We start from the raw sequence: 12,806 nt of genomic DNA, 5'->3' as shown, positions 1-12,806 counted from the left end.
ACCTTGATATTGATGCTGCTATTGTCGCTGCTATTGACCGCTACGGTGATCAATTTGCTGCTGGGTGGCGCGTTTCCGGCGCTTTTTTCAAATTATGCCGTGAAGACCCTCAATCTCGTCTTCGGGATCACGATCGTGCTGATGATCGTGGTGCTCGTGCTGGAAAACGACAATCCCATCCGCACTATTGCCTGGATCCTGGTGCTTCTCTATCTCCCCGTCGTGGGTTTCATCTTTTATCTCCTCTTTGGTAGAAACTGGCGCAAGAGCAGGTTATTCAGCCGCAAGGGTTTGGTGGATTCGGTCAATCTTGGGGAATTGCTGAAACCGCTTGAGCAGGAAACCGATCTGAAAATCGAAAACGAACTTGCCATCCGGCTGATTTCTCTTTTAGAATCCAACAGCAAGGCGATTTTGACGCGGCACAACCGGGTGCGAGTGATTCCGGATACCGCGGAAGCCTTTGAGGAAATTTGCACGGCGATAGATAACGCTCAGCGGCACATACACATGGAGTATTTTTCAATCAGTGCGGACGCCATCGGAAACCGGATCAAGGATCTGTTGCTCAAAAAAGCCGACCAGGGAATCCAGATCCGTTTCATCTATGACGATGTGGGCTGCTGGAGTTTGCGGAGAAGCTTCAAATCCGCGCTGCGCAAGGCGGGAGTGATGTTCGTGCCCTTCATGCCGGTGTGGATTCCTTTTCTCAATAGCCGGGCAAACTATCGCAATCACCGCAAACTGGTGATCGTGGATGGGCGAACCGTCTTTCTTGGAGGACTCAATATCGCCGATAAATACATGGGGAAAGACCGCTATTTTGGCTATTGGAGAGACTCCATGCTCGTGCTGGAAGGCGATGCAGCGATCGCGATGCAAGGCATCTTTTTGACGGATTGGTATTTTGTGAGCAGGCAAAACCTGATGAAAACGGAGATATTTCGACAGTATGCCTGTTTCGATTGCCACCATCTTGAGGCGAGCTACAAGAGCGCCGTTCAGATAGCTGCCAGTGGACCGGACTCCGATCACGCCAGCATTATGCAGGTCTATTTTGCCGCGATCAGCAACGCGAGACAGTCGATTCGCATCTCCACGCCCTATCTGATCCTGAACGACAGCCTGCTCATGGCACTCAAAACCGCCGCGATGAGCGGCTGCCGTGTGGATATCATTTTGCCCTCAAAACCTGATCATTTCGTGGTTTTCTGGGGCTCGCGCTCCTATTATCAGGAGTTGCTGGATACGGGAATCCACATCTGGGAATATCAACATGGATTCATGCATGCCAAGGTGTTGATCATCGACGACGAGATTCTCTCAATCGGCACGGCAAATATGGACTTGCGCAGTTTTAACCACAATTTTGAGCTCGCCGCGCTGATCTATGATCCGGATATCGCGATGCAGGCAGCGCGTCAATTTGAAACCGACCTTGCCCAAAGCCGGCTGGTCGATCCTGAGGCTTTCAGACGCCGCTCCATCGTCAAGAAGAGCGTGGAATCCGTTTGCAGGCTGTTTTCCCCCGTATTATAGGAGCATCTATGCGAGATTTTATTTGCGTCCCCTTTGGAGAAGATCTGATCTCCGCCGCGTTGAGGGAAATCGTTGACCCCGCGGTATTGGTTTTTCCGACACGCGTTTCGGCAGCTCAGGCGCGTACCCGTTTTCAAAACCACTGGCAATTTGAGGATGTGGAGTTTATCACCATGGACGATCTCAAATCCTCATCCATCCTGCCTCCGCAGCCTTCGCTCGCGGATGAAAAACGGCTGCTCTGCCTCTGGCAGGTGCTGGATGATGAAGACCGTGCGCAATTTCATTTGACCCAATATGATGACATCGTGGAGTGGGGGGGTAGCTTTTTCCGTTTTTTTGACGAACTTTGCGACGAGTGCGTGGATGCGGAAACATTGGGCGCCCTGGATAGCTCAGGAACGATGTATCTGCAAGCGTGGCAAGCGCTTTATATCGATCGGGTGCTTCAGATCCGGGCTCGCTATCTGGCAATGATCGGCTCCCTCGGTTTCACCGATCCGATCTTCTATGTGAGCGAAAAAAATATCCGTCTCAACCGCAAACCAGCGCGCTATATCTTTGTAAATCAATTCTATTACAGCGAGCTCGAAAAGCGGATGATCTCGGTGCTGGAAGAAAGTGGAAACAGAATATACGTGATCTGGCAGGGACTTGAGGACAGCTTTGACCAAGGCAGCCTGAAGATGAAATCCCCCATTCTTGAGGATCTCCAGGATGGTGATTTCCGGGTGGAAAAGATCGAAATCATCAAGACTGAAAACGAAGATCAGATGGTGCTCGCCTTCCTCGAAGCCCATGCCGTGGAGCTTTCCCAAAGCCTGGATGAGAAAGATAAGAAACTTTCCGCGCGTCTGATCCTGGATCGTCAGTTTTGCGCCAAGCCATATCGGGAGCTTTTTGCCCGGAAAGTTTTTGCCTATCCGCAGGCGGTCTCCTTTTCCCAAAGCGATCTCTGGCAAATGCTCCAGCTATGGCAAACGCATTTGGAAGCCCTCGCGCAAAGCCGTGAACAGCGTTATTTGCCGTTGAGATTGGTGCTGCAGGCGTGTTCGAGAGAGCTGTTTGTGCGTTTCTATCAGCCGGATTGGGGTATCGTTCAACGGGATGCGCTCTTGAGAGAGATCAAAAGTCTCAGCCGGGATGACTATCTTTATCTGGACAAAGACCTGGAGCTTTTTGATCTGCTCTCTGCCGAAAAGCAGTATCCGCTGCTGCAAAGCGTGATGAAATCCCACTTCGCGCTGCTGAAACAGCTTGGCGGAATCAAGAATATCACCGGTCTGTGCCATGTCATCGACCTCTCCGGCGCGCTGGAAATCAAGGCAATGTGTTCTCCTAATGAGTTGCTCTATAGTGATATCCGCGAGCAATTCTATGAACGCCTGGCAAACTTTTGCAGTATCGAGCATTTGGGAATCGTTTCAGATTGGCGCGCTATCTATGCTGATAGCGGCATCGCTTTGAGCGCCAGGATTTTGAAGCTTTTCATCGAATATCTCAAATCCGCGCGCTACCGCTTTCAAAAGTCCGGCGGCGCGGAAACTCTATATGAAATCGGCAACCTGTTGGACAGCCGCGATCTCCGCTATGACGAGGTGATCTTCTTTCACACCGTGGAGGGAGAGATTCCCTCAAATCCCGGTCCCGTGTGGCTGCTCAATGAAACCCAGCGCGCCAAACTGGGCTTGAAAAGCTTCACTCAGATCAGAGATTGGGAGCGCTACTATTTCTTCAGGCTGATTCTCTGCGCCAAACAAGCGAGGATCTATTGCTACCGGAATCAGGATAACGACATCGAGCCCGGCTCTTTCGTGAGTGAACTCATCCTGCTGCATGAACATGGCAGACTGTCGGGATTTGAGCTAAATCAAGTGGAAAGCACGCATCCGGTTTCCGCTCTCTATGAGGGAAAGCTGCTTGCCGCAACTCCAAAAAGGCAGATTCCGGGGCTTGAGGATAAAGATATCTGCGGGTTTGAAAGCGGCGACGCCTTTTTCGGCATGCCCTGCGAAGCGGAAAAGGACTTCCCCAAAGGCGAGATACGGACTTCCTATTACAACCTTTCGCAGATGACAAAGAACCCCTTTGCCTGGTATATCAACGGTTTGCGGCGTCTGGAAAACTATGACCTGGCTCTGAAGGAAACCATCGGGCCGAAGCTTTTTGGCACGATCATGCACGCTTATCTTTCCGAACTGTTGCGTCCCCTTGGTGGCTGGCACGAAGGTATCGCAGCGCTTGAAAAGGCCTTCTCGGATACGGACAAGCTGACCAAGATTTTGCTGGAGCTGCTTTCCGGACATCAATACCGCTATAAGATTCCCCAGAACTATAATCACGAGTTTTTGACCGGCATCATTTCCGAATGCCTCGTGACCTCCGTGCGCCTCTTTTATCAGGAATTTCTGCTGCCGAAACTGAAAAACCGGCACTTTGAACTGATTCCTGAACAGGATCGCATGAGCGATGAGGAAAAAGTGCATAAGGAACTCGTAAGCGCGGAATATCCCGATGGAGAGATTCGTCTTTTGATTCGCGGTAAGGCGGATTTGCGCATCGAGACCGGACAGCAAAACATCATCGTGGATTTCAAGACCGGCGGCGAGGATGAAGGGCAGCTTGCTTTCTATGAATACTTCTACTATTTGCTCGATCCCGAAGGAGATGAGGCAATGCCGGTTTCCCTCTTTTGGCAGATCCTTGACCAACAGCGCGGCAAGAAAAGCACGGATGAGAATAAACGTGTCCGTTGGCGCGAGCAAGTGCAAGCCCGGCTGGAAGATATCCTGCAAAACGGATACCGCCTGCCGATCAAGGTCGCGGATCGCAAGACCCTTGCCGCGATCAGCCGTGCCGATCTCTTTAACAACAGCTTTCGGAGGGACAATGTCGGATTTTAACCATCGCATCATCTCCGCCAGCGCGGGCACTGGAAAGACATATCGCCTTGCCATCGAATACGTTAGCCTGGTGCTGAAGTACTATGGCAAAAACGAATTCTGCCTGGATAATATCCTCGTTTTGACCTTTACCCGCAAAGCCACCGCGGAGATCAGAGAACGCATCCAGGAAAACCTCAGCCTACTCTGCTCCAATGATCCAAAAATAGCTGAGGTCAAAGCCGGCTTGATCAAAAGCCTGCGTCCGGATGGATCGGCGCTCAGTATCGAGGAAGAGAATATGCTGCTTTCCGCTCTGAGGGAACTCTCCGCGGATCGCAAGCTCCTGCAGGTGATGACGATAGATTCCTATATCAATGGCATATTCAGAAACATCGTGCGCCCTTTGCGCAGCATCGACAGATTTGACATCGATCTGCAAGCCGTGGAAAAGCGCATGCCATTTTTGTTGGCGCATCTGATGAAACCGGAACTGAAAGAGCGTCTGGAAAGTCTGCTGCGCCGGCGGGTGCGTTCTTCGCTGGATTATTATGAGGAGTACTTTGGCTCCATGATCGAGGCGCGCTGGCTCTATTATCTGATCACCAAGCGGCTCAAACCGGCGTCCGAGGGAACTTTGCAGGCTCATCACAAGCTGCGGGACGAGGTATATGCGAGCTTGCAGCGGGATAGTTTTTTCAACCTCAGCGAGGAACTCTTGAACCGCATCGATCTGGCAAGTTCGGATAAAAGCGGCGATCTGAAAGAACTCTTCAATGTAGATTTCGTCAAACTCTTTGGCGAATTTCCCGCCACGATTTCCTCATTGATGCAGAAGCTCATTGAACTGGGCAAGACCGATTCCGGCTGCCTGAAGATTTTTGGTATCCTCAAAGAGAAGAACATCTTCAACGCCAATAAGTTCCGAAAAAGCAAAACTGAGCTGCAAGCGATTCAGGACGCAGCGCTGAAAGCATTGGCAAACTATCTGATGCAAGCGCTTTTCATCCCGGAACAGGAAGAGATATTGGGGCTTTGGGAAGCGATTTTACAGGAATACGACGAGCTCATCTATCGCTATAAGAACATGACCTACAACGATATATCATGGTTCAGTCTCGAAGCGTTATTCAGCGACGACCCGCCTAATTTTGATCTCGCGGTGGAAGCCAACGCCACGGAATTCTATCAATTCCTCTCCCATCGCAGCCGGTTCATATTGATCGACGAGTTTCAGGATACTTCGCTGATCCAATTTAACATCCTCAAGCCTATCATTGAGGAAATCATTGCCGGAGAAGGAACTAAGCCCTTCGGTGGCTTGGTCGTGGTGGGAGACGAAAAACAATCTATCTTTGGCTGGCGCGGCGGCGAACGCGATCTGCTTTTGAACCTGCCAGTCATCTTTCCCAGTATGGGCAGGACGGAACCGGAGGTCTTGAGAAGTTCCTGGCGCTCGAGTCCCATGATGATGCGCTTTATTAATAACATCTTCAGCGACAAGGCGATGCACGCTTTCTTGGAAGAAAGTGGCATGAATTGGAAATATGAGGAGATATCAAGCGCCAAACCGGAGATCGAACCTCTTTCCCTGCTCGAGTTTAGCTGTAAAAACTACCAGACGCGAAGCATCGAGACATCGATCGATGACCGCATGCAGGAATTTGTCTCCGTTATGGTCAAACCCGCGGTGGATTCTCATCCCCATGAGACGATGGCGATCCTTTGCCGCAAGGGAAACGACCTCACGGACATTCAGGCGATCCTCGAGGACAATGGCATCGCCAGCATCTATCAGCCTTCCAGCAATTTGCTTGATCATGGCAGGATCGCGGGAATCGTGCATTGGCTTCGCTATCTGGCATATCGGGATTGGATGGACTATCTGGCGTTTTTACGCTCGGACTATGTGTTGGTCAAGCCGAAACCGCTAAAAAGCGTAATCGATAGCATCTCAGCTTATGAGAGATCCGAAGAGATTGTCAAAAGTATCGATTTCTCTGCCGTGCCGGTGGCGGAATACTACTATCAAAAGGCGCTGGAGCCGGTATCGAAAAGCATCGCGGAGCTATGTGAAGAGATCATTGCGGATCGCCTGCCTGCCACTTTGCTGAGCGAACGCGATTATCTCAATTTGCATAGTTTCATCCGTGTCGCGCGGGATTTTGAAGCGCAGCAAAGTTCCGGCGGCAACAGCATCGGGGATTTCCTCCAATATCTGGAGGAAAACCGCAAGCAGGAGTTTATGAAACAGGTGGCGGTGGAGGGTGCGGACAATCTACAGCTCCTAACCATCCACAAATCCAAGGGTTTGGAATTTCACCGTGTTTTCGTTTTCTATAACCTCAGCAGCCGCCACGGAAGCGACACCCAAAAGCTGAAATGGTATGCCAATTTCTCCTCCGCGGACTTTAAGGAATTGAGCGATTTTGCCCTCACCTATCATTACAACGCTCTGCTCGAACACTCGGATTTTGCCTCTCTGCAACAGGATTCAGAGCGCCGCGCCATGCTCGAGGAGCTCAATAATCTCTACGTAGCTTTCACCCGCGCCAAGACAAAGCTGCACATCTTTATCGTCTTTGAAGGCAGCAAAAACTGGGTGGGATATTTCGGTGATCCGAAGGCGAAGATGACGATCCCAAAGCTGCTCTGCGACGCGGCGAGGAACGTCTTTATCACCGATGACGCAGTAGTGGTTGGAGAGGACTATTATCGTCTCAAGCCAGAGGCGGAAACGCTTCCGGTGCTTGACGAAGATGAAAGCACTCAGGATGAAACACTATCTCCGCAGCCTCTCAATCGTCTCATAGCTTCTATTCTTCCCAAAGCCGAAAACGCAATGACCGCCAACCCCGAAAGCGCGGATAAGGATTGGAAAAAAATCTGGCTAATGGAGCGGCACAATCTCTTTGGCGATCTGGCGCATTGTTATCTGAGTTTCATCAAAAAGAACCTCTCGACGGAGCATCAATACGCCCTGCGCCAATGCCTGAGCCGCTATTGCAACGTCCTCCCAGAGAGCGGGATCATCGAGTTTGTGGACAAGATCAAGCTTGCGCTGGCATCGCATCCTGAGCTCTTTGATGCGCGCTGGGACAAGGTCTTCACGGAGTTTGGCATCCAACATCGCGGCAGAGAATATCGCCTCGACCGTCTCATGCTGGATACGAAAGCGAAAGCCGCTTTGATAGTGGATTTCAAGACCGGCGGCATCCATGAACTCGATCAACTGGATCACTATCGCAAGGCACTGCTCAGCCTGCCCGTTTTTGACGCCGGCAATTATGTAGTCGAAACGCTGTATATCAAACTAAAACTCTGAACCGAAAATCCTCAAAGCAAGATTGAATAGCTGGTAATCACTCAGCAAAAAAAACCACTATTTCTTTTGGCAGTCATGTCTTTGGTCGATCCTCCGATTGCCCTTTGATACCGAAGCAGTTCTTCCAGTGAATCAACCTGCCTGGATAAATCCGATCCAAAAACGAGTGAGGGCACGGTTTTTCAACCGTGCCCTCAACACACAATTTGGCAATGCCTCAGGAAACCCTTATTTACAGGGCATTAAGGCATCACATTGTCAACTGATACTATTTCATCAGGATCATCTTTTTGGTGCTGCTGTATTTGCCTGTATTCATTTTGTAGAAATAGACACCGCTTGAAACAGGACGATTGTTGTTGTCCAATCCTTTCCAGATCACGTTGTGGTTGCCGCTGTCTTTGATCTCGTTGACGAGGGTTTTGACGAGCTGACCTTTCACGTTATAGATTTGGATAGTCACCGGAGCCGCATCCTTGATGCTGAAGCGGATGGTGGTTTCCGGGTTGAAAGGATTGGGATAGTTTCCGATTAGAGACGTACTGATGGCAGGAGCCATGTTGTCGTCGTTGCTGACCCATCCGCCGACGCTGTGGATGGTGAAATTATCCACATAGAAGACGAATGCATCGTTTGAGACGCATCGGATGGCGATCCAGACGCTCTGTCCGTCATAGGCGGAGAGGTCATAGACATATTCCGTCCAGTTGACCGGAGCTTCCACATAGGTGGTGCCGGTGATATACTGGAAACTCTGCACAATGATGTTTGGCTGAGTGGAGATTCCGATGCGGAATCTTTCCAGTCCCCATGTCGAGGCGTGGGATCTGGCATAGAACCGGATGGCGCTATTGGTGCCGAGATGCGCTCTGGTGGCGATCATCCAATCGTTATTGGGAGGTACCGTGGCAGCAAATGAGGCAGCCATTTTGGCTCCACCGTGAGGAATCAGAGTGGTGATCGGAGGCGTGGTCGCGGAGGGATTGAATACGATGTATGCCATCTGTGCGCCGGAGCCGGGGAATTCGATTCCGGTGAAACCGTAGGTGGGTGATTGATCGATATCAAGCAGAGTCCAGGGCGCGAAAAGATTCGCGAAATTGGGATAGGTCTCAAAGCCGTCTTCGAAGATCGTGGTTGCCAATTGAACGTTCACCACCGCCTGAACGGTTGCGGGAACGGATTCACCGTGGGTGTAGGTGGTGGTCACCCCATAGTTATAGGTGCCGTTGGCAAGATCCATATCGGTGTAGGCAGTGATCGCAGGGTCGTTGATCGTGTGGATCAGGGTGCCGCCGCGATAGATCTTGAAGCCGATGACATTGCGTTCGTTGCGCATCAAGTTCTTGGTCTGCAAAGCGAGGGCTGCGTTGTTGATATAGCGGCTGCGATTTTCGGCAATAGGTGTGGGTTCGATCGCTTTCATGGCAGTGCCTTGAGCGACAAATGCCTGGATCAGCCAATTGTAGGTGAGGGACGGAGCCAAGGCGGTCAAGGTCGTCCAGGCATTGCTCCAATAGATCATGTTGCCCTTGCCTTGGATCTGAGGACCTGCATCGCAGCCGGCAGGATATCCACCCTGGGTGTTGGCTTCGAATCCGACGTAAAGATCTCCGGTGGTCGGGATAAGAATAGGGGTGTTCAACACCACGGTGTTCCATTCGTCTTCAATAAAGGGGGAAACCAATTGCGATGAAACGAGCGTTCCGGCGTTAGTTGCGTTTCCGCCGGTCCATACTTTGACTGTGTATGCGCAATTTAGGAAGGCTGGCACAAACTTGATCCGGGTGACAGTTCCACCTGCGTGAGGCGCGAGATCGGTTTGATCGAAACGATGAGCGACATCGAATAATGCTACTGCGTTCGTGCCGACGGAATTGCCAAGCACATCGTTGCACCAGGTGATCCAAGAGCCTGTGGGAGGAGTGACGGGGCTGTCCCAGTCCAGGGTGACGTCATTGCCGTCCACAGCTGCGGTTAGATTCAGCGGTGGCAGGAGAGCAGGAGTGATGGTGACGCTGACGGGACCTGCGGGAACGGATTCGCCGTAGGTGTAAACAGCAGTCACAGTGTAGTTATAAGTGCCGACCGCCAAGCCGAGATCGTCATAGATCAGGGTGGCGGGATTGGTGATGGTGTTGATCAATAGACCGTTGCGATAGACCTTATAGCCCGTCAGTTGGCGGGTGGGTTCTTCGGTCTCGGCAGGTGCGAGAACTGGGGTTCCGACGCTGCGAATGGCTCTTGCTTCCAGATCAATAGTGGAGCTGGCGATTAGCGGTACGCTTTCTCTGCCGGTGGGAACTCCCACAGACACATCGTCCACGAAGAAGATGAAGGCGTCGTCGGACACGCATTGGATCGCGAAACGGATGGTTTGACCGTTGTATGCGGCAAGCGAGTAGCTATAGTTCGTCCATGTGATTGGTGCCTGAATATAGCTTGCGCCACTGATGATGGTGAAGTTTGCCGGGGCGGTTCCACCTGCTGAAATACCGATCTTGAATCTTTCCAAGCCGTATTGGGCAGTATAGGATCTTGCCCAGAAGTTCAATGTTGTGGCAGCACTGGCGATCGGGATCGGTGGCGAGATCATCCAGTCGTTGTTGATGGGGGTCGTTGATGCAAAACTTGCCGCCATTTTGCTGCCGGAATTTGGGGTAAGTGTGGTCATCGGAGGAGTGGTCGCGCTGGGATTGAAGATCATGTAAGCCATCGCGGCATTCTCATTTGGCCATGTCGTGGCTTCCATGCCGTAAGTGGTGGAAAGATCCACGTCCACAAGCACCCAAGGAGCAAAAGTTAGTGCAAAATTCGGGTAGCTCTCGAAACCGTCTGAGAAGCCGGGAGGTGGAGGCGGTGGAGTGCCGGGAGCTTCCCAGGCAAGCCGCACATTGTTGTTGTTTAGCACCGTGGCAGTCAGATTCACCGGGGGCAGAAGCGGAGGATTGATGGTGACGCTGACCGGTCCTGCGGGAACGGATTCTCCGGTAGTAAATACTGCGGTTACAGTGTAGCTATAAGTGCCGACAGCCAAGCTGGGATCAATATAGGCAACCGTGGCGGGGTTGGTGATGGTGTGGATCAAAGCTCCGTCGCGGTAAACCTTGTACCCAAGGAGGGCGCGGGAGGGGTCTCTGGTCTCAGAACCATCGGAAAGTCCTGGAGGAGCAGAAGTTACGGGGGCAACCCAGGAAAGGTGCACGTTGTTGATGTTTTGCAGGGTGGCGGTCAGTCCGGTCGGAGGATTGATGATTTCTACAACTTCGGTGATGGTCACGTTATCCAGATGAAGATAGAACATGTCCATGGCACTATGTCCATGAAAACCGATATAGATCGTACCGGACTGCGGAGGATCGATGAGACCGACTGCTTCGACATAGGTGATATTGGTGATGTTTTGGTTGGTGAAGAGCTGGTTGGTCATCGCCGCGGCGGTGGGAGAGGTTCCCCAAAACACGGAGAGCTTTTCCGGATAAGTGGCGCTGTTTGCACGGTAAAAGAAACTGAGGCGATAGAAGTATTCTCCATTCACCTGCAGGGGAGGAGCGACCAGCCAATCATTCATCGCGACAGTTGTGTTGTAACGAATGCGGGCACAGTTTGGAGCTGAGTGCGCTGTTCCGGCAAAGGTTTCCCAAGTGTAGATGTCCGCATTGGCGTTGATGGTGGACCATCCAACCGGCAGCCCCGGAGGGGTGACGGTATCGAAGTTCTGCACATAGGGATAGGTGGTGATAGTAGGATCCGCGAGTGTGGTGAACTGCCACAACGGGCAATTCAAGGCATCGCCGAATTCGTTGAAAGGAACTATCTTCCAATAATAGACTGTGCTGTAGATGAGATCAGTGGGATGATCATAGACATATCCGGTCTGGATCGTTCCATTCACCATGTTGGTGGGCGGGTTGTTTGTCCCAAGGAAGACTTTGTATCCTGTGGGAGTGCCGCCGCCGGTCAACCAACTGAGGTTGACGCCGAGGGAGACGTTGATGGCGCTATTTGCCGGGACTGGGTTTTGTGCCGGTAAGGGTGGTTCACCTTGTTGAGAAGGTGCGAAAGCGAAGGTCAGACCGCTTGCGGGGAAGACCGTGGCGCTGAGTGTGCAGTTTGAGTTCGCGGCGGTTCCTGCTGTGGTGGCGCTCCAATCGGTGGTAGTAGCGCGGTTGTTGAAATCCGCAATGCTGTCTCCGCGAATCCCCACCTGCACTGTGGCGGCGGTGGAAACGGTGACTGCAGTAAATGGTCCATAAACAAATTTTACCTGGTTGCTGCCTTCGTGCAGCTTGATCTGGAAGTTGAAGATATCGTTCACGGCGGTAGTCGGCACGCGGCGATAGTTTTTCCACTGCACCGTGAACACGCGGCTCGGCGCGGTGCCGGTGAGCAGATATGAAAGCTGTCCGTCGGTTCTTCCTTTGATATCGCGGTTGAGAGCGACGATGACGTTGTTTGTGGCGGTCGCGCCACTGATGGCAAGATAGCTGCTGGCAACGGTGCTGCCCATGGCAAGAAAGCCGTTTGCCTGGATGCTCACCTCGGTGTAGGCAATACCATCATAAGTGAAGGTGAAGCCCAGCGGGATGGCATTGAAACTCTCGTTATCGAGCTCCGGGGTAGTCCCCAGAACGGTTCCTCCGGTGATTTCAGTATAGGTTCCGGCAGTGCCGGTGAAAGCGTAATCGCTCACCACAGCCCATGCTCCGAAAGCCACTACCGAGAAAACCAGCAGAAGCATCAGTTTGTAAACATTAGTTTTCATAATGTCTCCTTTTTTAGGTTTAGATTCCATTTTTTCTATAAACTTTGACTGCTATCATACCACATTGTGAAAAAGACAGTCCTAATCCACCACGTAAACAAGGGCGCAAAATATGTCAAGTAAAACTTGTCCTAATTGAGGCATTTATCTATTTGAGACTGTTCAAAAACCATCACCATTCTACGCTGCTTTACCAGAGCACTTGGAGAATAAGTGGTCTAAGTGCTTCCAATTCACATTTTCTTGACAGATTTGGGAGATGTTTAAGTTGGCAATCAGCGATTGCTCATGCATG

4 protein-coding genes are annotated in these 12,806 nt (G+C 51.5%); 3 read left to right on the top strand and 1 reads right to left on the bottom strand.

Annotated elements, in window-relative coordinates; genetic code table 11:
• From cls to Q8M98_02210, 3 genes are all read left to right on the top strand, one after another.
• Nucleotides 1-1,539, top strand: a 1,539-nt coding sequence (cls, locus tag Q8M98_02220) for a cardiolipin synthase (protein MDP3113570.1), incomplete at its 5' end; no start/stop codon positions are given.
• Between the two features lie 8 nt (nucleotides 1,540-1,547).
• Nucleotides 1,548-4,442: a PD-(D/E)XK nuclease family protein gene (locus Q8M98_02215; GenBank protein ID MDP3113569.1), complete on the top strand. Its 2,895-nt coding sequence runs from the start codon at nucleotides 1,548-1,550 to the stop codon at nucleotides 4,440-4,442.
• Nucleotides 4,429-7,746: a UvrD-helicase domain-containing protein gene (locus Q8M98_02210; protein MDP3113568.1), complete on the top strand. Its 3,318-nt coding sequence runs from the start codon at nucleotides 4,429-4,431 to the stop codon at nucleotides 7,744-7,746. Before Q8M98_02215 ends, Q8M98_02210 begins: the two co-directional genes overlap by 14 nt.
• Before the next feature lie 268 nt (nucleotides 7,747-8,014).
• On the opposite strand, the gene Q8M98_02205 is transcribed toward Q8M98_02210, so the two are convergent.
• Nucleotides 8,015-12,511 carry a choice-of-anchor J domain-containing protein gene (locus Q8M98_02205; GenBank protein ID MDP3113567.1) on the bottom strand — a complete coding sequence of 1,499 codons (4,497 nt, stop codon included), beginning with the start codon at nucleotides 12,509-12,511 and terminating at the stop codon, nucleotides 8,015-8,017.
• Nucleotides 12,512-12,806: the final 295 nt, after the last annotated feature.

It is taken from the genome of Candidatus Cloacimonadaceae bacterium (assembly GCA_030693415.1).
GTDB lineage: Bacteria > Cloacimonadota > Cloacimonadia > Cloacimonadales > Cloacimonadaceae > JAUYAR01.
The sequence above is the reverse complement of the archived record's forward strand: the minus strand, read 5'-3'. Positions and strand labels throughout refer to the sequence as shown.

Bases quoted from the DNA above. Each gene is read 5' to 3' on its own strand.
- Q8M98_02215 (MDP3113569.1), top strand. From the start codon at position 1,548: ATGCGAGATTTTATTTGCGTCCCCTTTGGAGAAGATCTGATCTCCGCC.
- Q8M98_02210 (MDP3113568.1), top strand. From the start codon at position 4,429: ATGTCGGATTTTAACCATCGCATCATCTCCGCCAGCGCGGGCACTGGA.
- Q8M98_02205 (MDP3113567.1), bottom strand. From the start codon at position 12,511: ATGAAAACTAATGTTTACAAACTGATGCTTCTGCTGGTTTTCTCGGTA.